At 72.8% G+C, this 25,915-nt stretch carries 21 protein-coding genes; 12 read left to right on the top strand and 9 right to left on the bottom strand.

Going from position 1 to position 25,915, the window contains the following annotated elements:
• Positions 1 to 32: 32 nt before the first annotated feature.
• The 3 genes from ACIO9K_RS20365 (at position 33) to ACIO9K_RS20375 (ending at position 3,410) form a co-directional block, all read left to right on the top strand.
• Positions 33 to 1,310 carry a low temperature requirement protein A gene (locus tag ACIO9K_RS20365; RefSeq protein WP_400331593.1) on the top strand — a complete coding sequence of 426 codons (1,278 nt, stop codon included), beginning with the start codon at positions 33 to 35 and terminating at the stop codon, positions 1,308 to 1,310.
• Positions 1,311 to 1,388: 78 nt separating this feature from the next.
• Entirely contained in the window at positions 1,389 to 2,117 is a 729-nt protein-coding gene (locus ACIO9K_RS20370; protein ID WP_244293451.1) for a uracil-DNA glycosylase, read from the top strand.
• A gap of 195 nt (positions 2,118 to 2,312) precedes the next feature.
• Entirely contained in the window at positions 2,313 to 3,410 is a 1,098-nt protein-coding gene (locus ACIO9K_RS20375) for a glycoside hydrolase family 6 protein (RefSeq protein ID WP_400331596.1), read from the top strand.
• A gap of 73 nt (positions 3,411 to 3,483) precedes the next feature.
• On the opposite strand, the gene ACIO9K_RS20380 is transcribed toward ACIO9K_RS20375, so the two are convergent.
• The 4 genes from ACIO9K_RS20380 to ACIO9K_RS20395 form a co-directional block, all read right to left on the bottom strand.
• Positions 3,484 to 5,415 carry a galactose oxidase-like domain-containing protein gene (locus tag ACIO9K_RS20380; protein WP_400331599.1) on the bottom strand — a complete coding sequence of 644 codons (1,932 nt, stop codon included), beginning with the start codon at positions 5,413 to 5,415 and terminating at the stop codon, positions 3,484 to 3,486.
• A 67-nt stretch (positions 5,416 to 5,482) separates the two neighbouring features.
• Positions 5,483 to 7,579 carry a glycosyltransferase family 2 protein gene (locus tag ACIO9K_RS20385; RefSeq protein ID WP_400331602.1) on the bottom strand — a complete coding sequence of 699 codons (2,097 nt, stop codon included), beginning with the start codon at positions 7,577 to 7,579 and terminating at the stop codon, positions 5,483 to 5,485.
• 624 nt (positions 7,580 to 8,203) lie between these two features.
• Complete coding sequence (locus ACIO9K_RS20390) at positions 8,204 to 8,941, bottom strand: 3-oxoacid CoA-transferase subunit B (RefSeq protein ID WP_400331605.1); 738 nt, start codon at positions 8,939 to 8,941, stop codon at positions 8,204 to 8,206.
• Between the two features lie 4 nt (positions 8,942 to 8,945).
• Complete coding sequence (locus tag ACIO9K_RS20395) at positions 8,946 to 9,707, bottom strand: CoA transferase subunit A (RefSeq protein ID WP_400331608.1); 762 nt, start codon at positions 9,705 to 9,707, stop codon at positions 8,946 to 8,948.
• Positions 9,708 to 10,065: 358 nt separating this feature from the next.
• On the opposite strand from ACIO9K_RS20395, the gene ACIO9K_RS20400 reads away from it, so the two are divergent.
• The 6 genes from ACIO9K_RS20400 to ACIO9K_RS20425 all read left to right on the top strand — a co-directional run bounded on the left by ACIO9K_RS20400 (position 10,066) and on the right by ACIO9K_RS20425 (position 16,129).
• Positions 10,066 to 11,340 carry a substrate-binding domain-containing protein gene (locus tag ACIO9K_RS20400; RefSeq protein WP_363620007.1) on the top strand — a complete coding sequence of 425 codons (1,275 nt, stop codon included), beginning with the start codon at positions 10,066 to 10,068 and terminating at the stop codon, positions 11,338 to 11,340.
• A 5-nt stretch (positions 11,341 to 11,345) separates the two neighbouring features.
• Positions 11,346 to 12,158: an ABC transporter ATP-binding protein gene (locus ACIO9K_RS20405; protein WP_363620005.1), complete on the top strand. Its 813-nt coding sequence runs from the start codon at positions 11,346 to 11,348 to the stop codon at positions 12,156 to 12,158.
• A 59-nt stretch (positions 12,159 to 12,217) separates the two neighbouring features.
• Positions 12,218 to 13,024, top strand: a complete 807-nt coding sequence (locus ACIO9K_RS20410; RefSeq protein WP_363620003.1) for an ABC transporter ATP-binding protein — start codon at positions 12,218 to 12,220, stop codon at positions 13,022 to 13,024.
• Positions 13,024 to 13,890: a branched-chain amino acid ABC transporter permease gene (locus ACIO9K_RS20415; RefSeq protein WP_063349260.1), complete on the top strand. Its 867-nt coding sequence runs from the start codon at positions 13,024 to 13,026 to the stop codon at positions 13,888 to 13,890. The genes ACIO9K_RS20410 and ACIO9K_RS20415 overlap by 1 nt, the downstream gene beginning before the upstream one ends.
• Positions 13,891 to 13,979: 89 nt before the next feature.
• Positions 13,980 to 15,227, top strand: coding sequence for a branched-chain amino acid ABC transporter permease (locus tag ACIO9K_RS20420; RefSeq protein ID WP_400331613.1), 1,248 nt, complete (start codon positions 13,980 to 13,982; stop codon positions 15,225 to 15,227).
• Positions 15,224 to 16,129: an alpha/beta hydrolase gene (locus tag ACIO9K_RS20425; RefSeq protein WP_363620001.1), complete on the top strand. Its 906-nt coding sequence runs from the start codon at positions 15,224 to 15,226 to the stop codon at positions 16,127 to 16,129. Before ACIO9K_RS20420 ends, ACIO9K_RS20425 begins: the two co-directional genes overlap by 4 nt.
• Before the next feature lie 89 nt (positions 16,130 to 16,218).
• Here the strand turns inward: ACIO9K_RS20425 and ACIO9K_RS20430 are convergent, their stop codons facing one another.
• Positions 16,219 to 17,499, bottom strand: a complete 1,281-nt coding sequence (locus tag ACIO9K_RS20430) for a hypothetical protein (RefSeq protein WP_363619999.1) — start codon at positions 17,497 to 17,499, stop codon at positions 16,219 to 16,221.
• 388 nt (positions 17,500 to 17,887) lie between these two features.
• A complete protein-coding gene (locus ACIO9K_RS20435) occupies positions 17,888 to 18,475 on the bottom strand; it encodes a VTT domain-containing protein (RefSeq protein WP_350882667.1) in 588 nt (195 codons plus the stop codon).
• A 670-nt stretch (positions 18,476 to 19,145) separates the two neighbouring features.
• Here ACIO9K_RS20435 and ACIO9K_RS20440 point away from each other — a divergent pair.
• Positions 19,146 to 20,237 carry an LLM class flavin-dependent oxidoreductase gene (locus ACIO9K_RS20440; protein WP_400331617.1) on the top strand — a complete coding sequence of 364 codons (1,092 nt, stop codon included), beginning with the start codon at positions 19,146 to 19,148 and terminating at the stop codon, positions 20,235 to 20,237.
• Between the two features lie 56 nt (positions 20,238 to 20,293).
• Here the strand turns inward: ACIO9K_RS20440 and ACIO9K_RS20445 are convergent, their stop codons facing one another.
• Both ACIO9K_RS20445 and ACIO9K_RS20450 read right to left on the bottom strand, forming a co-directional pair.
• Positions 20,294 to 22,252 carry a putative bifunctional diguanylate cyclase/phosphodiesterase gene (locus ACIO9K_RS20445; RefSeq protein ID WP_400331620.1) on the bottom strand — a complete coding sequence of 653 codons (1,959 nt, stop codon included), beginning with the start codon at positions 22,250 to 22,252 and terminating at the stop codon, positions 20,294 to 20,296.
• Positions 22,253 to 22,927: 675 nt separating this feature from the next.
• A complete protein-coding gene (locus tag ACIO9K_RS20450; RefSeq protein ID WP_363583650.1) occupies positions 22,928 to 23,353 on the bottom strand; it encodes an OsmC family protein in 426 nt (141 codons plus the stop codon).
• Positions 23,354 to 23,616: 263 nt separating this feature from the next.
• Between ACIO9K_RS20450 and ACIO9K_RS20455 the strand changes: the two genes are divergently transcribed.
• Positions 23,617 to 23,952, top strand: a complete 336-nt coding sequence (locus ACIO9K_RS20455; protein WP_363583648.1) for a chorismate mutase — start codon at positions 23,617 to 23,619, stop codon at positions 23,950 to 23,952.
• Between the two features lie 155 nt (positions 23,953 to 24,107).
• Positions 24,108 to 24,917 (top strand): signal peptidase I, encoded by an 810-nt coding sequence (gene lepB / locus ACIO9K_RS20460; RefSeq protein ID WP_400331624.1) that lies wholly within the window; start codon positions 24,108 to 24,110, stop codon positions 24,915 to 24,917.
• Here lepB and ACIO9K_RS20465 read toward each other — a convergent pair.
• Positions 24,880 to 25,911, bottom strand: coding sequence for an EamA family transporter (locus ACIO9K_RS20465; protein ID WP_400331627.1), 1,032 nt, complete (start codon positions 25,909 to 25,911; stop codon positions 24,880 to 24,882). The genes lepB and ACIO9K_RS20465 overlap by 38 nt on opposite strands.
• Positions 25,912 to 25,915 lie beyond the last annotated feature (4 nt).

Here is a 25,915-nt window from a genome sequence, read left to right on the forward strand (position 1 = left end):
GTGGTTCGTACCTGTGGGGAGGCACCGGCGCAATGAGCGCGACGGGGGATGCGGGGCCGCCGGAGGGGCGGCGGGATGCCGGGGGCGTTGGCGGGGAGGCCGACGAGAAGCGGGTCACCTGGGCCGAGCTCTACTTCGACCTGGTCTTCGTCTTCGCGATCACCCAGGTCTCCGGGCTGCTGCACCACCACCACGACGCCACCGGGCTGGTCCGGGCGCTGGTGGTGTTCGTGCCGGTGTACTGGTGCTGGGTGGGCACCACCGTGCAGGCCAACATCCGGGACGTGGACAACCTGCGGGACCGCCTCGGCATCCTGGCGGTCGGGCTGGGCGGCCTGTTCATGGCGCTCGCCGTCCCGGGCGCGTACGGCGGGCGGGGCGTGCTGCTCGGCGCCGCGTACTGGCTGGCCCGGCTGGTGCTGCTGCTCCTGCTGATCCGCCTGCCGGGCGTCTGGCGCGGCCCGTACGGCGTCGGCGTGCTGGTCAGCGGGCCGCTGCTGGTCGTGGGCGGGCTGCTGCCGGCCGGGCCGCGGCTGGCCCTGTGGACGGCGGCCGCGCTCTGCGACCTGGCCGCGCCGCTGGTGTTCCGGCGGCGGCTGGCGGCGGTGGCGTACCACCCCTCGCACATGCCGGAGCGGTTCGCGCTGTTCCTGCTGGTGGCGCTCGGCGAGTCGATCGTCGGGATCGGCGGGACGGCAGCCGGCGCCCGGCTCGACGTGGCCGAACTCGCGGCCGTGGCCGCCGCGTTCACCATCTCGGCGGGGCTGTGGTGGCAGTACTTCGTGTACGCGGCGGACGCCATGCGGTACGCCGTGGAGGTCGCCGACTCCCGGCGGGACGTCGTCCGGCGGATCTTCCAGTACGGGCACCTGGCGCTGGCCGCCGGGGTGATCGGGGTGGCGGTCGGCTTCGGGGAGACCGTCGCGGACCCGTGGCAGACGCTGGGCCCGGGGTCGGTGGCGCTGCTGTACGGCGGGTGCGGGCTGTACCTGCTGACCTTCGGGTACACCCGCTGGATGATGTTCCGCAAGGTGGCGACGACCCGGGTCGGTGCGGCGGCGGTGGTGCTGGGACTGGCGCCGGCGGTGGTGCGGCTGCCGGCGTTGGCGGTGCTGGTGGCACTGGCGGTGCTGCTGGTGGCGCTCAACGTGGTGGAGCACGTCCGGGTGGTGCGGGCGGTCGGTGCGGACCCCGCGCCGGTGCCGCCTGCCGGGTCCGCGCTGCCTGTTGGGTCCCCGCTTCCCGCTGGGGCCCCGCTGCCTTCGGCGGCTCCGGCGGCTCCGGCGGCTTCTGCGGCTTCGGCGGAGTGAGTTGTCGGTGGGGCTGTGTAGCGTTCGGGGTGAAAGAGGGCGTGCGGCACAACAGCCGCGGTGTGGGAGGTAGATGTCGTGACGGACACGGTCGAGGCGGGCGTGGTGGAGGCTGGCGAGGGCGGCGGGCTGGAGCTGCCCGAGTCCTGGCGCCCGGTGCTGGGCGCCGAGACGGAGAAGCCGTACTTCGCCGAGCTGGCGGCCTTCGTGGCGGCCGAGCGTGCGCAGCACCAGGTGTTCCCGCCGAGCGGCCAGGAGTTCGCCGCGCTGGAGGCCACGCCGTACGAGAAGGTCCGGGTGCTGGTCCTCGGGCAGGACCCGTACCACGACGACGGCCAGGCCCACGGCATGAGCTTCTCGGTGCTGCCCGGCACCAGGACGCCGCCCTCGCTGCGCAACATCTTCAAGGAGCTGGACGCCGACCTCGGCATCCCCGCCCCGGACAACGGCTACCTGATGCACTGGGCCGAGCAGGGCGTCCTGCTGCTCAACGCGGTGCTCACGGTGCGCGCGCACGAGGCCAACTCGCACAAGGCGAAGGGCTGGGAGAAGTTCACCGACGCCGTGATCAAGGCGGTGAGCGAGCGCGAGGAGCCGGTGGTCTTCGTGCTGTGGGGCAACTACGCGAAGAAGAAGCTGCCGCTGATCGACACGTCCAAGCACGTGGTCGTGCAGGGCGCGCACCCGTCGCCGCTGTCGGCCAAGCTGTTCTTCGGCAGCCGCCCGTTCTCGCAGATCGACACGGCGCTGGACGGTTTCGGCGGCGAGCCGATCGACTGGCAGGTGCCCAACCTGAAGCAGGGCTGAGCGCCCGGGGCTGAGCGCCCGGGGGTTGGGTGAGGGGTGGTCCGGGCGGGCGGGGTCGCCCGTCCGCCCGCTCACGGCCACCCGGTGTTCACCGCCCGTCGCGGGCGGGCGGTGGCCGGTGTGCTTAGCTGGTGCCGACCGGTCGCCGGACCGGCTCTGGGGGAGGGGCGGTACGTGCGCCGGGTGGGACGGGTAGTGGCAATCCGACGGGCCGTGGGGGCGGCCCTGGTCGTGCTGTTGGCGGGGGCCGCGGGCTGTAGCGGTTCGACCGCCGGGTCGGCCAAGGGATCACCCGGCGGCCCGGGCGGCGGTGCCTCTGCCGGTGCCGCGGCCGGCGGGCCCGCCGCCGCGCCCACAGCCGCGCCCACCGCCTCCGCCGCGAACCCGGGCACCGGCCCCGCGAGCCTCGCCCAGCTCCCCGGCCAGGCCTTCTACGTCTCCGACCAGACCAACGCCGCCCGGCAGGTGACCGCCCTGCGCGGCCAAGGTCGACCGGTGGAGGCCGACACGCTGCTGCGGATCGCCGCCCAGCCCTCCTCGCAGTGGCTGGGCGAGCAGGGCGCCAAGGAGATCGCCGAACAGGTCAGCCGCCGGGCCGCCGAGGCGGACCGGACGGCGGTCTTCGTCGCCTACAACATCCCGCACCGCGACTGCGGCCTGTACTCGGCCGGCGGCGCCGCCGACGCGGCCTCCTACCGGGCCTGGATCAGCGGTGTCGCGGAGGCCCTCGGCGACCGCAAGGCCTGGGTGGTGCTGGAGCCGGACGCCGTCGCGCACACCCTGGACAACTGCGGGATCAAGGGCGACCTGGCCGCCGAGCGGTACGGCCTGCTGGCCTTCGCCGTGCAGGAGCTGAAGAAGCGTCCGCAGGTGCGGGTCTACCTGGACGCGGGCAATCCCGGCTGGTCGCAGGACCCGGCCGAACTCTCCACCGCGCTGCGCAAGTCGGGGATCGCGGCGGCGGACGGCTTCGCGGTGAACGTCGCCAACTTCTACGACACCGGACGCAACACGGCCTACGGCGGCCAGCTCTCCGCCGCCCTGGGCGGGAAGCACTTCGTCATCGACACCAGCCGCAACGGCAACGGACCGCTGGGCGGCGACGCCTGGTGCAACCCGCCCGGCCGTGCGCTCGGCGAGCGGCCGACCGCCGACACCGGCCGGGACGGTGTCGACGCCTACCTGTGGATCAAGAACCCGGGGGAGTCGGACGGCGAGTGCGGGCGCGGCGAGCCCCGGGCGGGCGAGTTCTGGCTGCCGTACGCGCTCGGCCTGGCGCAGGCCGCCCGCTGAGAGGGCCGCTCCGCATCAGTGCCGGTCCGCACCAGTGCGGGTCCGTACCAGGCCGTGGCGCACCCGGTGCCGTTCAGCCGGTCACCTGGATCCAGCGCGCGACCGACGGGGTGCCGGCGGCGTCGGTCAGGAACAGCATGTACCAGCCGGGCGGCAACAGGTTGGGGTTGGCGGGGAGCGTGAGCGAGACCCCGTCGGCCGTGCGACCGCTGATGTCCAGGGCCACCGACCGCTGTTCGACGTCGGTCACGTGGGTGACCGAACTCGGCCGGATCAGCTTGGCGGTGGCGACCGCGTCCGGCCGGGCGGTGCCGATCCGCACGGTGGTGCCGAGCTTCGCGGCCCCCGGCGCGGCGGCCACCTGCGGGCGGTCGCCGTGGAACAGGTACGGCGGGGTGTAGATCTCGATGCGCTGCTCGAAGCCGCCCGGTGTGGTCTCGGCCTTGTCCGCGAACAGCGGGTTGGAACCGAGCACGGCCACCCGGCCGTCCGGCAGCAGCAGCGCCTCGGAGTGGTAGTTGCGGCCGACGGCGGGCTCGGCGGCGGTGCTGAAGCTGTTGGTGTCCGGGTGGTACACCTGCGCCTTGAGCAGGTCGCTGGCGCCCCGGCCCCGGTAGCCGCTGGAGCCGCCGGTGGTGAACACGGTGTCGTCCGGGAGGATCACGCTGTTCAGGTAGCGGGTGCCGCCGGCCGGCAGGTCCGGGCCCGGGGTGAAGGCGGGCTTGGCGGCGGAGAGGTCGACGATGTCGGTGCGGGCGGTGGACAGCGGCGACTCGCCGACGCCCCCGCCGCCGAGCACCATCACCTTCTGCGCCTGCGCGGGCGGCAGCAGCACCGAGGACGAGGTCTCGGTGAGGGCGGGGTCGCGCAGGCCGGGGACGGGCTGGAAGCCGTTGTTCGACAGGTCCCACACCCCGGGGTCGCGGCCCTTGTCGGCCGGGCCGTAGCCGGCGTTCGAGCCCGAGTAGAAGAGCTTGCCGGAGGCGGTCAGGAAGATCGACGGGTAGGTCGGGAAGTAGCGGTCCGGGCCCTTGGACCAGGTCTTGTTCTTCGGGTCGTAGATCTCGTTGTCGTTGCCGTTGAGGATCTCCCCGGTGTCGTCCAGGCCCGAGACGGTGACCACCCGTCCGTCCCCCAGCCCGGTGAGCGTCGGGTACCAGCGGGCGTACGCCATGTCGGTGACCTGCTCGTACAGCTCGGTGTCCGGGTTGAACTCGAACGCGGAGCGGATGCCCTGGTACTCCTGCTTGTCCAGGGTCAGCTTCGCGCTCTGCCCGTACAGGTTGTGGGCGTCGGCCCCGGCCAGGCCCTTGATCCGGTACTGGGCGGGGGAGTCGGTGACGTAGCCGGCGCCCTCGCCGACCGCCTCGACGAACACGTGCTGCTCGCCGGCGGTGACGACGGTCTGCTTGCCGGTGCCCGTCTTCACCGCGGCCGGGACGGTCACCGGCACGGTGGAGGCGTACTCGCGCCCGTTCGGGCCGACGAAGACGGTGCCCTTGGGGAACGTCCTGGCGCGCTCGGGGCTCTCGTTGCGCACCCGCATGACGCCGGCCGCCCTCTTCACCACGCCCGCCAGCTTCTCGTACCGCTGGGTGCCGCCGGCCACCAGGACGCGGCCGTCCGGCAGCGAGGCGTGGCCGCCGCAGAACATGTCGGCCGGGGTGGGTATCAGCTTGTAGGTGTTCGCGGCCGGGTCCCAGAGCAGGCTGCGGAAGCTGCCCGCGTCGAAGCGCTTCTCGTCGTTGCCGGAGCCGGCCACGATGAGGACCTTGCCGGTGCGCAGCAGCGTGGCGTGGACGGCGTTGACCCGGAACTCGGCGGGGAGCGTGAGGGTCTGCCAGTGGCCGTACTCCGCCTTGTAGTCGGGGCGGTTGATCACGTACTGGTGGTACTGCTGGCCGGCGAAGCCGAGGACGGCGGGCGCGTTCATCCCGGCGACGGTCAGCGCGACGGTGCTGCCGAGGGCGAAGCGCTTGGTCCGGCCGGTCTTGTGGATCTTCACGGTGGTTGGTCCCCTCGTGAGGTTCGGGAGCTCGTGAGGTTCGGGGGTGCTGGCGGGTCGGGCGGCTTCAGCGGGTGGTGGTGTGCTCCGCCCGGTCGGGCACTGCGGGGGCGCCCGGCGGCGCGGTCGGTGCGGCCGCGCCGCGCCGGGGATCGCGGGCGTGTCGGGGGCGGCGCTTCTCCAGGACGACCCTCGGGGTCGCCGCCGGACCGCCGGTGACGGTGAGCGTGGCCGTGGGCCGGGCGCGTCGGCGGCGGATAGCGTCGCCGGCCAGCACCAGGATCGGCAGCACGGTCAGGACCAGGGCGATCCAGGCCCAGGTGCGCATCGCGACGTGGTCGTAGCCGGTGAAGAAGGAGGCCGCTATCGCGCCGCCGAACACCAGCGTCCAGAACAGGTGGAAGCGGAAGGTGCTCACCCGGTCCGCGCTGGCCGAACGGCCCTTCGGCGTCACCACGAAGCGGCTGCGCCGCCGCAGCAGCGCCTGCACCAGCGAGGCCGCGTAGACCGGGCCGCAGAGCGCGGACATCAGCATGCCCGCGACCCCGGAGGAGCCGGCCGGCTCGTGCGGGCTGACGTTGTGCTTGCGGTTCCAGGTGTAGAGCAGCAGTTGGAGCGCGGCGGCGTCGCTGTACAGCATCATCCAGATCTCGGAGGACACGTGGACCCCCGAGGCACCGAACACCAGGTAGAGCACGCTGGACAGGCCGCCGAGCAGCCAGGTGAGCGCCGCCATCGGGTAGAAGCCCACCATCAGCGAGTAGTTGAGCAGCCGCCCGGGCGACAGCCGCCAGAGCACCCGCCAGTACTGGGTGAGCAGGGTCTCGTAGGTGCCGCGGCTCCAGCGCAGCTGCTGGGAGAAGAAGTCGGTCCAGGAGGACGGGCCCTCGCCGACCGCGAGCACGTCCGGGGTGTACACGGATTTCCAGCGTTCACCGGTCTCGGCGTTCCGGCTCCGGTGGAACTCCAGGCCGGTCGCCATATCCTCCGTGATGGAGTCGTACAACCCGCCGATCGACTGGAGCGCACGGATTCTGACGGCGTTGTTGGTGCCGACGAACATGGGCGCGCCGTAACGGTTTCCGGCGCGCTGGATGAGTGCGTGGAAGAGGTACTGCTGGCTCTCGGAGAATTTGGTGACGGCCGATCCCGAGCTGCGGTAGTTCCCGTACACCTGGGGTCCGACCACGAATGCCACGTCGGGGTCGCGGAAGTAGCCGAGCATCCGCTCGCAGAAGTCCGGTAGCGGGACGTGGTCGGTGTCCACCGAGACCCAGAAGTCGTAGTCGTCGCCGTGCGCCTGCAACCAGGCGTTGTAGTTGCCGTGCTTGGTGCCGGTGCGGAACCGGCCCTTGGGCTGGTTCCAGTACGGGCGGCCGAAGCGGCTGAAGTGGCGGACGCCCAGCTCGGTGCAGAGCGCCCGCATCGCAGGATCGTTTCCCTCGTCCAACAGCCAGACGTCGTACGGGCCGTCGTGCCGGACGGCGCGTGCCGCGACCAGCGTGGCCCGCACCATCTCCGCCGGCTCCTTGCCCGGCACGCAGGCGGTGACGAACGCGACCCGGGTGCCGGACTCCGGCGTCACCGGTATCGGATCGCGGGCGACGAGCGTGGCGTGGGTGTTGGACACGACGTTGACCAGCCGGAACACCTCGACCACGGCGATGATCCCGATCATCACCTTGTCGCCCAGCAGTACCAGGGCGTGCGTCTCGCCGGGGCGCTCCGGCCAGTGCTCCGGCAGCAGCAGCCAGACCAGCAGCACCACCTCCACCAGTGGGGCCGCGACCATCAGCAGGGCGGCGCGGATCCGGTGCGGCTCGCGGCGCAGCAGGCTGCGGTACTGGACGCGGTAGGAGGCGGTGGGGTCGACCTCTTGCGCGGCCTCTTGCGCGGCCTGGTGCATGGTTTCCTGTGCGGCCTGGTGCGCGTGCCACGGTGTCGGCGGGGCTCCGTGGTGGGCGGGCTCGGGCCGGTAGACGCCGCCGCCGAGGTCGTCCTCCTCGTCCGGGTCGTGTGCCGGGCCGGCCAGCCGGCTGAAGTGACCGTAGTCGTACGGGGCTTCGGGTACGGGAACGGCGGCCAGGTCGTCGTCGAGCCGCCGTCCGGCGCCTCGCCCGCGGGCCGTCCCGGCGTCCTTCTGTCGCGCGAACGGCATGGTCATCGTCTGCTCCCCCCGGCCGGGGCCCGGCCGTGGCGGCGGGCCCGTTGGTGCGTGTTCAGACCGGGGGTATGCGATCCGCCGTTCCGCGGCGCGCCTGGCCGGCCGCGTTCGGCGGGGCTGGTCCGCTCCCCCCGGAGCCTTGCTTCGCCTTGCCTCTTGCCTCGAAAGCCGCCCCCGTGAAACACCGCCCGGTGGACCGCCGTTGTTTCCAAGCGGTTTTCGGGCCGTCATTCGCGTCATGCGCCTGCTCGCGCCGGTGGGCGTTTGCGAGCGGAATTCATTGCGCGCCTGCCGGGGACTTCGAATGCGGATCCCGGTGCGCTCCCGGCTTCCCCTCCGGGCACGCGGGATCCACGGCGCCCCCAACTCTCCCGGAGGGCAACCGTGATCGCAACCTGTCTGGGAAATGATCACCGCGCAAGCGTGAAGATCCCACGGTTCCCGGCCAATCCGCACCGCGGTGGTGCTAATGCGGCGAATTCGGCGGGCAGGGCGGCGGTAGTGGCGCCACGGAGGCAAAGCGAACGGCCGGACCTCCCCGACGGGAGGTCCGGCCGCTGCCGCGGGGCGGGGCCGGTGCGTCCGTTCCGGCTGGTGCTGGCCGGTCCGGTCGACCCGGTCCGGTCAGAGCCGTGGAAGGAGGGCGGCGCCCGTCGCGGCCTGGACGTCCGCGAACCCCGTGCCCGGGGCCGTCTCCACCACCCGCAGCCCGTCCGGCGTCACGTCGATCACGGCCAGATCGGTCACGATCCGGTTGACAACTCCGCGTCCGGTGGCGGGAAGTGAGAGCTCATCGACGATCTTCGGGGAGCCGTCCCGGGCGGTGTGCTCCATGACCACGATCAGTCGGCGGGCCCCGTGCACGAGGTCCATCGCGCCGCCCATGCCCTTGACCATCTTGCCGGGGATCATCCAGTTGGCGAGGTCGCCGTCCGCCGAGACCTGCATGGCGCCGAGCACCGAGACGTCGATCCGGCCGGCCCGGATCATGCCGAAGGAGAAGGCCGAGTCGAAGTACGAGGCGCCGGGGGCGACCGTCACCGTCTCCTTCCCGGCGTTGATCAGATCGGCGTGCTCCGTGCCCTCGACCGGGTACGGGCCCACGCCCAGGATGCCGTTCTCCGAGTGCAGCACCACCTCGACGCCCGGCGGGAGATGACCGGGAATCAGGGTGGGCAGGCCGATGCCCAGGTTCACGTACTGGCCGTCGCGCAGTTCGCGGGCGGCCCGGGCGGCCAGGGCGTTGCGCGGGTCGAGGTCGGGCTGCGGACGGCGGACGGGGTGCGGGTGGTGGAAGGCCTGCGGTCGGTGGGCGGTCTGCGAGGTGGGCGCGGGGGCCGGGGTGCTGGTCGGGGTGGGCATCGGTTCAGGCCTCCTGGAGTGCGGGGCGGACGGTCCGGCGCTCGATGCGGCGGTCCGTGGGATCGGCGGCCACCACCCGGTCCACGTACACGCCGGGCAGGTGCACGGCGTCCGGGGCGAGCTCGCCCGCCTCGACGATCCGGTCCGCCTCGACCAGGGTGATCCGGCCCGCCGTCGCGCAGAGCGGGTTGAAATTGCGGGCGGCGGCGTGGAACACGCAGTTCCCGTGCCGGTCCGCCACCTCGGCCCGGACCAGCGCGAAGTCCGCCGTGATGGCTTCCTCCAGCAGGTACCGGCGGCCGCCGAACTCCCGGACCTCCTTGGCCGGTGAGGCCAGCGCCACCGAGCCGTCCGCCGCGTAGCGCCAGGGCAGCCCGCCCTCCTCGACCTGGGTGCCGACCCCGGCCGGGGTGTAGAACGCGGGGACGCCGGCGCCGCCGGCCCGCAGCCGCTCGGCCAGCGTGCCCTGCGGGGTGAGTTCCACCTCCAGCTCGCCGGAGAGGTACTGCCGGGCGAACTCCTTGTTCTCGCCGACGTACGAGGACGTCATCCGGGCGATCCGGCCCGCGCGCAGCAGCAGGCCGAGCCCCCAGTCGTCCACCCCGCAGTTGTTCGAGACCACCTGGAGGCCGGTGGTGCCGGTGTCCGCCAGGGCGCCGATCAGGGTGCTCGGGATGCCGCAGAGGCCGAAGCCGCCGACGGCCAGCACCGCGCCGTCGGGGATGTCCCCGACAGCGTCGGCGGGGGAGTCCAGGACCTTGTCCAAGGGATCACCTCGTGAGGAGTGGGATACGGGAGAGGGCACGCCCGGGCCGGGCCCGGTGGGAAGACCCGGCGGGATGGCTCGGCGGGAAGACCCGGCGGCCGCCGCCGGACGGCTGCCGAGCCCCTCCACCGTCACCGGACGCGGGCCGCCGCAGCCACGGCGGCTCCCGCCATGGGCGGGTACGAGCTCGTGTCGGCTGGCCACACCCGAACGTCCGGGGAACGGCGCCGCCCGGGTGGTATGTCGGCCGGAGCCACATCACGGTGGGCCGATGCGTCGCCCGGGCACATGTCGCCAGTCCCACCGCACACCTACGGTTCCGGCATCCACCCCGCCGCACCCTCAGGAGTCGGTCACCATGCGCAGCTCGACAGCCCCCACTCGGCCCGCCTCCGGCGCCCGCCCGGGCGAGACCCTGACCGGCGGCCCGGCCCGGAAGCTCGCCGCCGTCGCGGCGTGCGTCCTGCTCGCCGCGGGCTGCGCCAAGGCCGGCACCGCCGGGACGGTCTCGGCGGACGGCGGTGGCGCGAAGAGCCCGGTCAAGGTCGGCCTGGTGTACTCCAAGACCGGACCGCTGGCCGCCTACGGCAAGCAGTACCTGGAGGGCTTCAAGGCGGGGCTGAACTACGCGACCAAGGGCACCGGCGCGGTCGACGGACACAAGGTCGAGTTCGAGGAGCAGGACGACGCGGGCGACCCGGCCAAGGCGGTGTCGGCTGCCAAGGACCTGATCGGCAAGGGCTACAAGGTCCTGGCCGGTTCCACCGCTTCGGGCGTCGCCCTCCAGGTCGGCCCGATCGCCGCCCAGAACAAGGTGCTCTTCATCAGCGGCCCGGCCGCCGCCGACAAGGTCACCGGCTTGAACAAGTACACCTTCCGTTCCGGCCGCCAGTCCTTCCAGGACATCCGCACCGCGGCCTCGTTCATCGGTGACGCCAAGGGCAAGAAGGTCACCGTGCTCGCTCAGGACAACGCCTTCGGGCAGGCCAACGTGGCTGCCGTCAAGGCCGTGCTCGGAGCCCAGGGTGCGACGGTCGACCAGGTGCTCGCCCCGCCGAGCGCCACCGACCTCACCCCGTTCGCCACCCAGGCCAAGACCGCCAAGCCCGACCTGCTGTTCGTCGCCTGGGCCGGCGACACCTCCTCGGCCCTGTGGACGGCGCTCAACCAGCAGGACGTGTTCGCCGACACCAAGGTCGTCACCGGCCTGGACCTGGCCGCCTCCTACCCGCTGTTCGGCCCGGCGGCCGAGAAGATCTCCTTCCTGAACCACTACTTCGACGGAGCCGCCGGCACCCCGGTGGAGAAGGCCATGGACGAAGCCGTCACCGCCGCCGGCGGGAAGACCGACATCTTCACGCCCGACGGCTTCACCGCCGCCCAGCTGATCGTGCACGCCGTCGAGGCCAACCACGGCTCCGCCGACGACACGTCGGCCCTGGTCAAGGCGCTGGAGGGCTGGAGCTTCGACGGGGTGAAGGGGCGTACCACGGTGCGTGCCGAGGACCACGCCCTCCTCCAGCCGATGTTCCAGGCCCGGCTGACCGGCACCGGGGCCGCCGCCAAGCCCTCGGTGGAGAAGGCCCTGACCGCGGACGAGGTGGCGCCCCCGGTCACCCCGATGGCGGGCTGATCCCGATGCCCGCTCCCACCGCCCCCACTCCTTCCGCAGCCGGTTTCCCGGCCTCGGCCACGGTCTCGCCTGCCCCGGTGCTGCGGCTGGACGGACTCGGCTGGTCCGTCCGCGGGGTGCCGATCGTCGAGGACGTCTCCTTCTCGGTCGGCGAAGGCGAGTTCATCGCCTTCATCGGCCCCAACGGCGCCGGCAAGACCTCCCTCTTCAACCTGATCTCCGGCATCTACCCGGCGAGCCACGGAAGCCTCCACCTCGACGGCGTGGACGTCACCGTCGAGGCCGTGCACACCCGGGCGCGCCGCGGCCTCGGCCGCACCTTCCAGACCTCCTCCCTCTGGCCGGGGATGACGGTCGCCGACCACGTCCGACTGGCCGCCCAGGCGGCGGCGGGACCGCGCGCCTCGTACCGGCTCTGGCGCCGTGCCGACCGGTACCAGGAGCAGCTGGCCGAGACCCTCCACCGCACCGAACTCACCCACCGTGCGGACACCTTGGCGGGCGCGCTCTCGCACGGCGAGAAGCGCAAACTGGAACTGGCCGTCCTCCTCGTCTCCGATCCGCGGCTGATCCTGCTGGACGAGCCGATGGCCGGGGTCAGCGCCGAGGAGGTACCGGCCCTCACCGAGCTGATCCGGTCCGTGCACCGCGACCTGGGCCGGACCGTCCTGATGGTCGAGCACCACATGGACGTCCTGCTCGGGCTGGCCGACCGCCTCGCGGTGATGCACCACGGCACGCTGCTCGCGCTGGACACCCCCGAGGCCGTGATGGCCGACCCGACCGTGCAACAGGCCTACCTGGGCGAGGCGCTGTGACCTCCTCTCCGCTCCCCTCGCCCGTCTCCACCTCCACCTCTGCCTCTGCCTCTGCGGCCGTGCCTACGCCTCCTGCCGTCCCTCTCCTCTCCGTACGCGATCTGCGGGTGGTCGTCGGCGGGCTGCACATCCTGCACGGTGTCGACCTCGACGTGGCCCCCGCCGGGGTCACCGCACTCCTCGGCCGCAACGGCGCTGGCAAGACCACCACCGTCAAGGCCGTGATGGGCCTGGTGCCGCGCACCGGAAGCGTCCGCTTCTCCGGTGTCGAACTCGCCTCCCTTCCCACGCACCTGGTGGTCCGTCATGGCATCGGCTACGCGCCCGAGGACCGGGGGATCTTCGCTGGCCTGACGGTCGCCGAGAACCTCCGCCTCGCCGAGCGCGCCGTCCGGGGCGGGGGCGAGGCGGACGAGCCGAACTATCCGCTCGTCCACGAGCTCTTCCCCGAACTCAAGCAGCGGGCCGGCCAGTTGGCCGGGACGCTCTCCGGCGGCCAGCAGCAGATGGTGGCGATAGGCCGGACGCTGCTCAACCGCAACCGGTTGATCATCGCCGACGAGCCCACCAAGGGTCTGGCGCCGAAGATCGTCGCGGAGGTGGCCGAGGTACTGGCGCGAGCGGCCGAGGCCGTGCCCGTTCTCCTGGTCGAGCAGAACCTCGCCCTCGTCCGACGGCTGGCCGGCACCTGCGCCGTCCTGGCCGACGGCCGTACCGCCCACCGGGGCGACACCGCCGAGCTGTTGGCCGATGAGGAGGCCGCCCGCCGCCTGCTCGGCGTCGGCTCCCGTCGCCCGCTCGCCGGCGGACCCCGGCCCGCCACTTCTCCGGCCACCCCTGTCGTCACCGCGGAGGTGAAGCCCTGATGGACACCGTCGTCCTCCTCTCCTGTACCGGACTCGGTCTTGGTGCGCTGTACTTCCTGGTCGCCTCCGGCCTGTCGTTGATCTTCGGTCTGATGGACGTGCTCAACTTCGCGCACGGCGCCCTGCTCTCCATCGGCGCCTATGCCACCTGGTGGGCAGGCACCGAGGCCGGCCTCTCCTTCTGGCTCGCGGTGCCGTTCGGCACCCTGGTCGGAACGGCCGCCGCCGTCCTGCTGGAGCTCTTCCTGATCCGCCCGCTCTACAGCCGGCCGCGCGATCAGATCCTCGCCACCGTCGGGGTCGGGCTCGCCGTGCCCGCCCTCCTGATGGGGGTCTGGGGCGCGGACGCCCGCCCCTTCCCCCAGCCGGCCGTGCTCTCCGGCACCTGGCACGTGCTCGGTGCGACCGTCCCGGTCAACCGCTTCGTGCTCGTGGCCGCGGCCGCGCTGCTGCTGCTCGCTCTTCGGTTGTTCCTCGCCCGTACCCGCTACGGGCTGATCGTCCGGGCCGGCGTCGAGGACCGGGCGATGGTCACGGCGCTCGGCATCGACGTCCGGAAGGCGTTCACCCTCGTCTTCGCCATCGGCGGGGCGGCCGCCGCGCTCGGCGGTGCCCTCGGTGGCCTCTACTTCGGTTCGGTCAATCCCGGCCAGGGAACCGGGCTGCTCATCTTCGCCTTCGTCGTCGTGGTGATGGGCGGCATGGGCTCCGTCACCGGGGCCGCCGTCGCCTCCGTGGGCGTTGGTCTCGTCCAGCAGTTCGCCAACTACTACACCGGCGCCGGGCTCGGTGACCTCTCGGTCGTCGTCCTGCTCGCCGTGCTGCTTCTCGTCCGACCCCGTGGACTCACCGGGAGGCTCGCGTGAGCGCCGAAACTCCGATCACGAGCACCGGTGGCCCCGCGGCCGACCGCAGCGCCGCCACCATGGCAGGGGGGACTGACACCAGCCCTGCCATGACCGCCATGCTGGCAGAGGGGACTGACACCAGCTCCGCCAACACCGTCACTGTGGCAAGGGGGACTGACACCAGCCTTGCCGGGACCCATTGTGAACACACGACCGACCTCGGCGCCATCCCTCGAACAGGTGATTCAGTCACTAATCGCTGGACACCGGTACACAGAGCGCTACGCTGGTGGCCGATCGCCCTGCTGATCACGCTCCTTGTCGCCCCATATAGTGCGCTTCCCGTCCCGGGACTGCTCGACGGCCCGCTCGGCAGCCCCGGCAGCCTGCAACTGCTCGCCCTGTGCCTGCTCTACGGGGCCCTCGCCTCCGGCTACGACCTCCTGCTCGGCCGTACCGGACTGCTCTCCTTCGGCCACGCTCTCTACTTCGCGACCGGCCTCTACGCCACCGACCTCGGCATGCTGGAACTACGACTGCCGTTCGCCGCCGCGGCGGTCTTCGGCGTCGCCTGCACCGTCGCGCTGGCCCTGCTGCTCGGCTCGGTGAGCCTCCGCGTCACCGGCATCGGCTTCTCCATGGTCACCCTCGCCTTCGCCCAGGCCGGCTCGATCCTCGTCCAGCGCAACCCCGGTGGCGTCACCGGCGGAGAGGAGGGCCGCTCGGCCCCGGCCGACCTGCTGCCCTCCGGCCTGCTCGGGATCGAGAACACCGCCAACCTCTACTGGATCGCCGTCGGCTACCTGGTGCTGACGGTCGCCGTGGTCCACTGGGCCGTCAACTCGCCGGCCGGACGGGTCTGGGAGGGGATCAAGGAGAACGAGCGCCGGGTGGAGGTGCTCGGACTTCGGCCCTACGGCTACAAGTTGGTCGCCTTCGTCCTCGCCGGCGGCCTCGCCGGGTTGGGTGGGGTGGTCTACCTGCTGCTGACCGGCGGCGCCACCCCGCAGGCCGCTGGCTCCGACGCCACGCTCGCCCTGCTGGTGATGGTGGTGCTCGGCGGCTCGGGGACTCGCTGGGGTCCGCTGCTCGGCGGTGTCCTCTACACCTGGGCCGGCCACCGGCTCGGCGACCTCGCCAACTCGACGACGATCGCGGACCTGCCCGCGGTCCTGCGGGTGCCGCTCTCCCAACCCCTGTTCCTGCTGGGCACCCTGTTCGTCGCGGTGGTCTACCTGCTGCCCGGTGGCCTGGCTAGACTGCCTGCCCGCATCCGCGCCGCCCGATCCGCCCGTGCGGTCCGCACTCCGGCCGCTGCCCGGACCGCCCGTCCCACCGGAGGTACCCCCGCGTGAGCCAGTCGCCCCTGAAGCCCGAGGAGTTGACCGTCGCCGTGCCCGGAGGGGAGCTGGCGGTCCTGCGCTGGCCCGCAGCCGAGCCGGACGCCCCGACGGTCGTGGCGGTGCACGGCATCACCGCCAACGGCCTCGCCTGGTACGAGGTCGCCCGCCAACTCGCCGGGCGGGTCACCCTGCTCGCGCCCGACCTGCGGGGGCGCGGCGGGAGCCGCGCGGTCGCCGGGCCGTACGGGCTGGCCCGGCACGCCGACGACGTGGCCGCGCTGATCACGGCCCTCGGTACGGGCCCGACCACCGTGGTCGGCCACTCGATGGGCGCCTGGGTCACCGCCCTGGCCGCCGTCCGGCACCCGGAACTCGTCCGCCGGGTGCTGCTGGTGGACGGCGCGCTGACCTTCCCGCTGCCGGAGGGCATCAGTGAGGAGGACGCGCTGGCCGCGGTGCTCGGCCCCGCGCTGGCCCGGCTGTCGATGACCTTCCCGGACCGGGACGCCTACCGGGAGTTCTGGCAGCGGCACCCGGCCTTCGGGGCGGCCTGGTCAGCGGAGATCGACGCCTACACCCAGCGCGACCTGGTCGGCGTCGAGCCCGAACTGCGCTCCTCCTGCGTGCTGGAGGCCGTACAGACCGACGGTGCCCAGGTCCTGCTGGACCGGGACGCGGCCACCGCCGTGCACCGGCTGCCCTGCCCGGCCGAACTGCTCTGGGCCGAGCGCGGCCTGCTCGACGAGCCCCAGGGCCTCTACGACCACCAGCGGATCGGACTGGCCGGGCTGGACCGGGAGCGGGTGCCGGCCTCGCTCGTGCCGGACACCAACCACTACTCGATCCTCTGGGGAGAGCCGGGGGCCGAGCGCATCGTCCGCGGCCTGCTCGCGGACGTCACCGCCGCGGGGTAGCGGGCCCGGCCCCGACGACGGCGGCCGGCGGGGTCCGTCCACCCCGCCGGCCGCGCCTGTCTCGTTCTGCCCTGCTCGGTCCGCCCGTCTCAGCCCGCGGCGCCGAGGAAGGTCTCCCAACCGCCGCTCGGCGCCTGGCCGACGTTGAGCGTGCGCAGCTTGCGCAGGGTGGACTGGTCCTGCACCTCCAGCCACTCGACCAGCTGCCTGAAGGAGACCAGCCGGACGTCCGGCTTGCCCGCGATGGTCTTGAGGGTCTCCTCGACGGCGTCCATGTAGATGCCGCCGTTCCACTGCTCGAAGTGGTTGCCGATGAAGAACGGCGCACGGTTGCTGTTGTAGGCGCGGTCGAAGCCGGCCAGGTAGGAGTCCTTGGCCTGGGTGCGCCAGTCGTTGTACTTGGACGGGTCGCCCTTGGTGCTGCCCGCGGACTGGTTGGCCAGGATGTTGTAGTCCATCGACAGCACCTGGAAGGTGTGCCCGGGGAACGGGATGGACTGCAGCGGGAAGTCCCAGACCTTACCGTCCTGCACCTTCTGCGGCCATATCTGCAGGCCGCCGGAGGAGCTGGCGTCGTACTTCCAGCCCAGCTTCGCGACCGTCGGCAGGAGCGCCTTCTGGCCCTCCAGGCAGGGAGTGCGGCCGCCGATGAGCTCCTTCTTGTAGTCGAAGGGCAGCGGGTCGACGTCGGTGAAGCCCGTGTTGGTCCGCCACTGGGTCACGAAGCCGATCGCCTGGTCGATCTCGCTCTGCCAGTCCTCCGGGGTCCACATGTTGACCCCGTTCTTGTCCGGGCGGCTGGAGCAGAAGTGCCCGTTGAAGTGGGTGCCGATCTCGTGCCCGGCCAGCCACGCCTGGCTGACGAGCTTGAGCGTGCTCTTGACCGCGCCGTCCGACAGGTACGGGATGTCGGAGGCGCCGACCGAGTGCTTCGGCGGGTGGTACAGGTCGGCCTTGCCCTTGGGGAGGGCGTAGATCCCGGAGAGGAAGAAGGTCATCGTGGCCTTGTACTGCTCCGCCAGCTTGAGGAAGCGGGGGAACTGGCCGTCGTCGGTGCCACCCGCGCCGTCCCAGGAGAACACCACGAACTGCGGCGGCCGCTCGCCGGGCTTGAGCTTCTCGGGCTTCGGCTGGTTCGGCTGCGGGCCGGTGTCGGCGTTGGAGCCGTCGCCGATCGGAGTGCCCTTGGGCACCCCCGTCTTGGTCGGGTCGGTCGTGCCCGCTGGGGTGGTACCGGGGCTGCCGCCGGTCGTGGGGGAGGAGGAGTTCTGGCTCGAACCGGATCCGCTGCTGGAACAGGCCGCGACCGCGCCGAGGGCCGCGGTCGCAGCGGTCGCACTGAGCACCGTCCTGCGCGAGATGCTGGTCATGGTCTCCCCTGGGTGCCGATGCCGGTGGTGAGGGCGGCCCGGGGCCGCACCGGTCAAATCGGGCAATTGATGAATTTTCCGCCGTTAGCATGCCATGTGGCCGCAGCGGCCACCAAGGCCGTCGACCCTCTACGAGAGTCAACACGTCAGCAGGACCGGGCTGGGCTGCAAGGATTCGTGGTCTGTTGCCGTCCTGTGACGCTTCGCTCCTCGCGCCGCCAGGGGAGTACGGTACCGCCGGTCCGGCGGGGCGGGTCAGAGTTCGTCATCGCTCGGTACGGCCCGTCGTCCGTCCGGGCAGATCTCGCCGATGGCGAGGGTGCGGCGAGGGCGCGGCGAGGGGTGGCCGGGGCGCCCGGGGCCGGGGGTGCAGGCCGAGGCGCAGCGGTCAGAGCGCGGCGAGCCGCCGGTTGCGGCGCACTATTCGCGCGATCGCGGTGCTGACGATGGTGGCGGCGGTGCAGGACACCGCGAGGCTCAGCCAGGCGGTGTCGAACCAGTGGCTGTTCAGCCAGCCCAGCGTCACGATGTAGGCGGCCCAGACCAGCGCGGCCAGTGCCGACCAGTGCAGGAAGCGGTGCGGGTGGGCGGGGGAGTGGCCGATGGCCACGTCCAGGACGGTCCGCCCGGCCGGGACGAACCGGGCGACCACCACCATGGCCGCGGCCGCCCCGTGAGGGCGTTCGACCAGGGCCTGCTGGACCCTGGTCACGCTGGCCGCCAGTTCCGGGCGCTGGGCGAGCCGGCGCTGGAGCAGCGGGGCGCCGCGCCGGGCGAGGTGCAGGAGGAGGAGGTCGCCGAGGAACGAGGCCACTGCCACGCCCAGGCCGAGCAGCACCGGGGCGCCGTCGATCCGCGCCGTCTTGAGCACCGCCAGGATGACCAGTGTCCCGCTGGGGATGAAGGGGAGGAGGGCGTCTCCGAGCACGGCGAAGAGCGCCAGGGCGCAGATCCACGAGGATCCGATCGCCGCCACGAAGTTCAAGGCCTGTACTCCCTCCACGCCGCCCGGGGGAGCAGGTGGCTGCTGAGGTCAACGCTAGCGCCTCGACTTTTCATGTCATGAAGCACCCCGGTATGCCATGGGTCACAGACCCCGGCCCCGACCTGCACAAAGGCGCGAGCCCCTGGAGCGGGGTGCCGCTCCAGGGGCTCGCGGGGATCGATCGGCGCTGGTCCAGCCCGACGATCTTGCTGGCGGAACGCGGATCCTGTTGGGCGGATCCGGTCCTGTCCACCAGCCTGCCGGACGCCGACCGCCGGCCGCGAGCCCTCCGCCTGGCGACTTCCGGCGCTGGCGTGAAGTCGCCAAGCGTGTCCGCGTGCTGGCTCTCCGTCATCCGAATGGTCGGTCGGCGGCACCGTACCGGGCCGTGCCCGCCGACGCCGAGCGGGGCCGGAGCGGGGCCGGATCGGGGCTGGCGTACGGGTCGGAGCGGGGTCGCCGCACGGGCCGCGACGGAGCGGGCGTGAGGTCGGCGCGGTGACCGGCGTGCAGGCCGACGTGCAGGCCGACACGTGCCGGATGCGGGAACAGTCGGCTCGGCGCGGTGGTTGACCCCGGTCGGCAGCAGCGACCGCCGGGCCACCCGAGACCCGCGGTCGCCCACCAGGGCCGGCTCACGAAAGCCAGAAGGGCGGACGGCATGACCACCGAGGACCAGCAGGAGCACCCGACCGAACCGCGAACCGGCGCGGCGATCCGGGGCACCGCCCGCGGCACGGCGCCCGCCCCGCTCTCCATCCTCGACCTGGCCACCGTGGGCGTCGGCTACACGCCCGCCGAGGCCCTGGCCGCGACCACCACGCTGGCCCGCAACGCCGAGCAGTGGGGCTACCACCGCTTCTGGGTGGCCGAGCACCACGGCATGCCGGGAGTGGCCAGCTCCACCCCGGCCGTCCTGCTCGCCCACCTCGGCGCCAACACCACGACCCTGCGACTGGGCTCGGGCGGGGTGATGCTCCCCAACCACGCCCCGCTGGCCATCGCCGAGCAGTTCGGCCTGCTGGAGGCCCTGCACCCGGGCCGGATCGACCTGGGGCTCGGCCGCGCCCCCGGCACCGACCCGGCCACCGCCCGGGCGCTGCGCCGCGGCCGCGCCGAGGGCGCCGACGACTTCCCGCAGCAGCTGGCCGAGCTGACCCACTTCCTCGACGGCGACTTCCCCTCCGGCCACCCCTACGCCCAGCTGACCGCCGTCCCCCGGGGCGACGGGCGCCCGCCGGTCTGGCTGCTCGGGTCCTCCGGCTTCAGCGCCCAGCTGGCCGGCCGCCTCGGCCTGCCGTTCGCCTTCGCCCACCACTTCAGCAGCGTCAACACCATCCCGGCGCTCGACCTCTACCGGGAGTCCTTCCGGCCCTCCGCGGTGCTCGCCGAGCCCTATGCGCTGATCGGTGTGAGCGCGGTCGCCGCCGAGGACGAGGGCGCGGCCCGTCGCCTCGCCCGCTCCGCGGCCCTCGGCATGCTCCGGCTGCGGCGCGGCAACCCCGGCCCGATCCCCACTCCGGAGGAGGCCGAGGCCTACCAGTACAGCCCGGCCGAGGCGGAGTTCATCGACAGCTGGCTCGACAACGTGGTGCTCGGCGCCCCGGGCGAGGTCGCGGACGGGCTGGAGGCCCTGCGCAAGCGGACCGGCGTCGACGAGCTGATGGTCACCTCGCACATCCACGGCCACGAGGCCCGGCTCCGCTCCTACGGCCTGATCGCCGAGGCGTACGGCCTGACGGCGGAAGTCTGACGGCCGAGGCCTGAGCGGGGGAGGCCTGAACGGAGCGGCCCGGCCGCCGGTCCCGGTTACCGGCTGGTGTCCGGGCCGGGGCGGCCCTCGCGGAGTATGGCGGCGACGAGCTCGGCCTCGCCCGGCCGGGCGAAGTACCAGCCCTGGGCGGTGTCGCAGCCGGTCAGCCGTAGCCGTTCGGCCTGCGCGGCGCTCTCGATGCCCTCGGCGGTGACGGTCAGGCCGAGGGTGTGGGCCAGCTGCACCATCGCGCCCACGATCTGCTCGTCGGCGTCGCTGCGGCGGGAGCCGAGTTCGGGGAGCTCCGAAGGGTTCGTCGCCGGGGCCGGGTCGCGGAACCCCTCGATGAAGGTGCCGTCGAGCTTCAGGACGTGCACCGGCAGCCGGGAGAGGTAGGCCAGGTTGGAGTAGCCGGTGCCGAAGTCGTCGATCGCGATCCGCACGCCCATGTCCGCGAGCGCCTGGAGCGCCTGCAACGGCCGTCCGCCGGGGCCGAGCAGGGCGCTCTCGGTGATCTCCAGCTGGAGCAGCCGAGCCGGCAACCCGGTGCGTTCGAGGGCGCGGGCGACGTCGGCGACCACGTCGGAGTCCCAGATCTGGCGGGCGGCCAGATTGACGCTCACGAAGGTCTCGGTCTCGGGGAACTCGGTGAGCCACTGCCGGGCCTGGCGGCAGGACTCCTCCAGCACCCAGGTGCCGAGGGGCACGATCGCGCCGGTCTCCTCGGCGAGCGGGATGAAGCGGTCCGGGGAGAGCGTCCCGTAGCGGGGGTGGCGCCAGCGGACGAGGGCCTCCGCGCCGTGGACGGCTCCGTCGGCCAGGCCGACCAGCGGCTGGTACTCGATGGTGAACTCGCCGCGCTCCAGGGCGGGCCGCAGCGCGGTGGCGAGGAGCTGGCGGGTCAGCTGGTGGGCGCCGCGGTCCGGGTCGTAGAGGGTCCAGCGGGCGCGGCCGTCGGCCTTGGACCAGTAGAGCGTGGCGTCGGCGTCCTTGACCAGGTCGGTGGGGGTGGTCTCGTGCACGGACCGCTCGACGACGCCGACGCTGGCCGTGATGACCAGCCGGTGTCCGGCGACGTCGAAGGGGTGTTCCAGTTCCTGGAGGATCCGGGCGGCCAGGTCGGTCAGTTGGTCGCTGCCCCGGCTGTCGGTGACCAGGACGGCGAACTCGTCACCGCCCATCCGGGCCACCAGGTGGGCGTCGTGCTCGGAGAACCCGCGGCGCAGCCGGGCGGCGACGGCGATCAGCAACTGGTCGCCGATGTGGTGCCCGAGCGTCTCGTTGATCGCCGCGAAGCCGTCGAGGTCCAGGTAGCAGACGCCGACCCGGCGCCCGTCCGCCGGTGCGAGGACGGTGGCGCTGGCGCCGGCGGTGTCGGGGGTGTGGGGAGCCTCGGCGGGCTCAGCAGCCCCGGTGGCCCCGGTGGCCGTGACGCAGGCGGCGTCGAGCCGTTCGAAGAAGGACGTCCGGTTGGGCAGTCGGGTCAGCGGGTCGTGCAGGGCTTGGTACTCCAGGCGGTCACCGAGCCGGCGCTGCTCGGTGATGTCCTCCACCAGCGCGAGGGTGTAGAGCGGCTGGCCGGCGCCGTCCCGGATCAGCGAGACGGTGACCTTGCTCCAGACGGTGCGGCCCTCGCGGTGCTTGAGCTGCTTCTCCACGCGGAACCGCTCCCGCCCGCCGTGGACGAGTTCGGGGAAGAGCCGGTGCGGCATGCCCTCCGGATCGATGATCTCGTGCAGGTGGGTGCGGACCAGTTCGCCGACGCCGCGTCCGATCAGGGCGGCGAAGGCGGGGTTGACCTCGATGATCCGGTCCTCGGGGTCGATCAGGGCCATCCCGATGACCGCGTCGCAGAAGGCGGCCCGGAAGCGGGATTCGCTGGCCCGCAGCGCGGCCAGCAGCCGGTCGTTCCCGCCCTTCTCCTGGCCGAGGCCGTCGACGGCGCTCCGGTGGGTGCCGTCGGTCAGCGGCGCCGAGCAGGTGGGGCAGAGCAGCATCCCGGGGTCGTCCAGCACGGTTCCCGTCGCACCCGTCGCACCCGTCGCACCCGTCGCACCCGTCGCACCCGTCGTGCCGACGGCCCGGCCGCCGGCCGCGACAGCAGCACCGACGGCCGTGACGGAACCGGCGACGCCGACCGGACCGACGGGACCGACGGGACCGATCGAACCGACCGAATCAACCGAACCAGCCGGACCGACGGTGCTGATGTTCGGGCCCAGGAGGGGTGTTGTGAGGTGACGGTGGTGCGGTGTTTCCTCGTGCCGCACGCCCGGGTGGTGTGCGTCGGCCCCCTCGTTCTGGCCCGGCACGGCATGCTCCCGTCCGCTGCTGACGCTGGATGCTGGTCCGGCCGGCCAATCGGGACTCCGGCGGCCGGCTCCGCACTCTGTCGAGGTCCTCGGAGTCGGTCCGGTGCGGGGCGCCCGCCGTGGGGCGCTGTCGCGCGGAGACCCGCGTGAAGAACAGGGCGCTGCGGCCGATCATAGGCCGCGGCGGCAACGCGCGGTGACCGCCGCCAGGGTGATTCGCCCGCTTTGTGATCATGTGCGGCGGTACATGCAGACGCCCCCGGTGCACATCACATGATGTGCGCCAGGGGCGCGTGCGCCGAGATCGCGCCCCCGGGCGCCGACCGCGCGCCCGGAGCGGCCGGAGCGCGCCGGGATCCGTCGCGATCCGTCGGGGCGTCAGGCCAGCTTGGCGGTGAGGGTGATGGTGGTGCCGGCGAGCGCCTTGCTGACCGGGCAGTTGGCCTTGGCGTCCTCGGCGGCCTTGGTGAAGTCGGCCTCGTCCAGTCCGGGCACCTCGCCGGTGACGGTCAGGTGGATGCCGGTGATACCGGTGCCGGGCTGGAAGGTGACGTCGGCCTGGGTGTCCAGCTTGACGGGCGGGGTGCCGGCGCCGGTCAGGCCGTGTGAGAGGGCCATCGAGAAGCACGCGGAGTGAGCGGCGGCGATCAGCTCCTCCGGGCTGGTCTTGCCGTTGGGCTGTTCGGCCCGGGCCGGCCAGGAGACGGGGTACTCGCCGATCCCGGACGAGGCGAAGGTCACCTGCCCCTTGCCGTCGAGCAGGTTGCCCTCCCAAGCGGTGCGGGCGGTGCGGGTGGTTGCCACGATCGGTACCTCCATTACTGAGGGACTGCTGAGTCGTCACTTCCGGTCATGCGCGCACCAGCCTACGGGGCGGCCCCGGTTCGGCCCTGGGCGGCACGGGCCCGGATCGGTACGGTGCGCCGGGTGGCGCGGGCGATGTCCGGATTGTGGACGGATCCGCCAAAAGGTGCGGCTCCACCACGGGGGCCCTGTTAGATTTGCCCGGGCCCGAGCCCGGCCGCCGTACGGCCGGGTGCCCACTTCAGACACCGGGAGCCGCCCCGATGACGGACCACCCCACGACCCCCGACGCCGGCCTGCCCGACGGGGTCGACGCCGCCGTGCGGGCGGAGCTGACCAGCCTGCGCGAGAGCATCGACAACATCGACGCCGCGGTGGTCCACATGCTGGCCGAGCGCTTCAAGGCGACCCAGCGGGTCGGCAGGCTCAAGGCCGAGCACAAGCTGCCGCCGGCCGATCCGGCGCGTGAGCGCGACCAGATCAAGCGGCTGCGGGAGCTGGCCGCCGGGGCCAAGCTGGACCCGGTCTTCGCCGAGAAGTTCCTGACGTTCATCATCGCCGAGGTCATCCGGCACCACGAGGCCATCGCCCGCGCCTGAGAGCACCCCTGAGGGGGCCGGTGGTGAGCCGTCGAGAACGGCCCCGGCGCCGCCCGGCCCGGACATGTCGGGGGCGGCTAAACGCCGGATTTCGTGAGGCTCCGGGGTTGGCGTAGCGTGCAGGTTCCCCCAGCCGGAGAGGTGGAGCAGCGACGATGGCGGTGAACCTGCCCGAAACGCCGAGCGATGCCGGGTCCGGTCCGGCCCCCGCCGCCGGACGCGACCCCGGTGCTTCCGACGCCCGTGACGCGTCCGGCGGCCGCGCCGAGGCCCGCCGCCGTGCGCGCGGTTCGCGCGGCCGCAAGGCCCGGCGGACCGGGCGCAGGCCCCGGCCCTGGTGGATCGAGATCCCGGCGATGGTGGCGGTGGGCCTGGTGGTCGCGTTGCTGATCAAGACCTGCCTGTTCCAGGTGTTCACCATCCCGTCCGGCTCGATGGAGAACACCCTGCGGATCGGCGACCGGGTGGGCGTGAACAAGCTGGCGCCGTTGACCGGCTGGAAGCCGGAGCCCGGGCAGCCGGTGGTGTTCAAGGATCCGGGTGGCTGGCTCCCGCCGCAGCCCATCGACTCGAACCCGTTCACCAACGCGGCCGGCTCGGTGCTGAGCTTCGTCGGCCTGGTGCCGCCGAAGGACGACAACTACCTGGTCAAGCGGGTCATCGCGACCGGCGGCCAGACCGTGCAGTGCACGGGCACCACGCTGACCGTCGACGGGAAGAAGGTCGACGAGCCGTACCTGCACCCCGGTGACGACTCGTGCGCGGGCCTGGACTTCGGGCCGGTGACGGTGCCCTCGGGCCACGTCTGGGTCGAGGGCGACCACCGCAGCGACTCGGCGGACTCCCGTTACCACCAGCGCGGTCCCGGGGACGGGGCCGTGCCGGTGGACAACGTGGTCGGGCCGGTGTCGGCCGTGGTGTGGCCGCTCAATCACCTCGACTGGTTCGGCTGGTTCGGCCGCTGACCTGCCGCTCGGCGGTGACCCGTTCCGGAGAGCCCGGAGCACCCCCGGCCTCCGCGGCCTCCGCGGCCGCCGGCTTGCCGGTCTGCGCCGCGAAGGCGCCGGTCAGCACGAGCAGGCCGCCCGCGATCTGCGGCAGACCGAGGTGCTCGCCGAGCAGCACCCAGGCCAGCACGGTGGCGACGACCGCCTCCAGGTTGGCCACCACCCCGGCGACCGGGGGCGAGAGGTGCCCGACGGCGATCACGCCGGTCAGGTAGGCGAGCACGGTCGCGATCAGGATCATCCAGGCGGCCGGGAGCAGCGCGGGCAGGGTGTGCCCGTTCATCACCACGGATCCGCCGAGCGTGCTCCAGTCGGCCTGCCAGGGCCGGGTGAAGACGGTGAGCAGGACGGCGCCGATCAGCAGCCCGAACGCGCTGACCGCCAGTGGGTCGACCGGGCGCTCGCCCCGGCGTCCGGCGTCGGCGAGCACGAAGTAGCCGACCTGGCAGCAGGCCGCGCCGAGGGCGAAGAGCACGCCCAGCGCGTCGAAGCTCAGGCCGTTCCAGACCTCCACCACGCAGGCCAGCCCGGCGACCGCGACGCCGGCGCCGATCGCGGCGCCCCGGCTGATCGGCTTGCGCTGGACGAACTTGACGTAGCCGATGAGCAGCGGCGGTCCGAGGTACTCGATGAGCAGGGCGACGCCGACCGGGATGCGGGAGATCGCCGCGAAGTAGCAGGCCTGGACGCCGGCCACGGCGAGCAGGCCGAACCCGATCAGCAGGCCGGGGCGGCGCAGGACGGCGTCCCGGTGGCGGTAGGCGATGGGGAGCAGGGCCACGGCGGCACCGGTGACCCGGAGCCACACCACGTGCAGCGGTGAGAGGCCGGCCTCGATCAGTGGTTTCGCGGCGGTGCCGGAGCCGCCGAAGGCGAACGCGGAGACCAGCGCGAGGCTGAGGCCGAGGGTTCTGCCCGTGGGGAGGGTGGGCGAGGCCGTTGATCTGTGCACCGAC

The sequence above is a fragment of the Kitasatospora sp. NPDC087271 genome (assembly GCF_044744605.1).
Lineage (GTDB): Bacteria > Actinomycetota > Actinomycetes > Streptomycetales > Streptomycetaceae > Kitasatospora.

Coding starts and splice junctions, on each gene's coding strand:
- ACIO9K_RS20400 (WP_363620007.1), top strand. CDS start 10,066: ATGCGCAGCTCGACAGCCCCCACTCGGCCCGCCTCCGGCGCCCGCCCG.
- ACIO9K_RS20430 (WP_363619999.1), bottom strand. CDS start 17,499: ATGACCAGCATCTCGCGCAGGACGGTGCTCAGTGCGACCGCTGCGACC.
- lepB (WP_400331624.1), top strand. CDS start 24,108: ATGGCGGTGAACCTGCCCGAAACGCCGAGCGATGCCGGGTCCGGTCCG.
- ACIO9K_RS20385 (WP_400331602.1), bottom strand. CDS start 7,579: ATGACCATGCCGTTCGCGCGACAGAAGGACGCCGGGACGGCCCGCGGG.
- ACIO9K_RS20405 (WP_363620005.1), top strand. CDS start 11,346: ATGCCCGCTCCCACCGCCCCCACTCCTTCCGCAGCCGGTTTCCCGGCC.
- ACIO9K_RS20455 (WP_363583648.1), top strand. CDS start 23,617: ATGACGGACCACCCCACGACCCCCGACGCCGGCCTGCCCGACGGGGTC.
- ACIO9K_RS20420 (WP_400331613.1), top strand. CDS start 13,980: ATGACCGCCATGCTGGCAGAGGGGACTGACACCAGCTCCGCCAACACC.
- ACIO9K_RS20440 (WP_400331617.1), top strand. CDS start 19,146: ATGACCACCGAGGACCAGCAGGAGCACCCGACCGAACCGCGAACCGGC.
- ACIO9K_RS20390 (WP_400331605.1), bottom strand. CDS start 8,941: ATGCCCACCCCGACCAGCACCCCGGCCCCCGCGCCCACCTCGCAGACC.
- ACIO9K_RS20365 (WP_400331593.1), top strand. CDS start 33: ATGAGCGCGACGGGGGATGCGGGGCCGCCGGAGGGGCGGCGGGATGCC.
- ACIO9K_RS20415 (WP_063349260.1), top strand. CDS start 13,024: ATGGACACCGTCGTCCTCCTCTCCTGTACCGGACTCGGTCTTGGTGCG.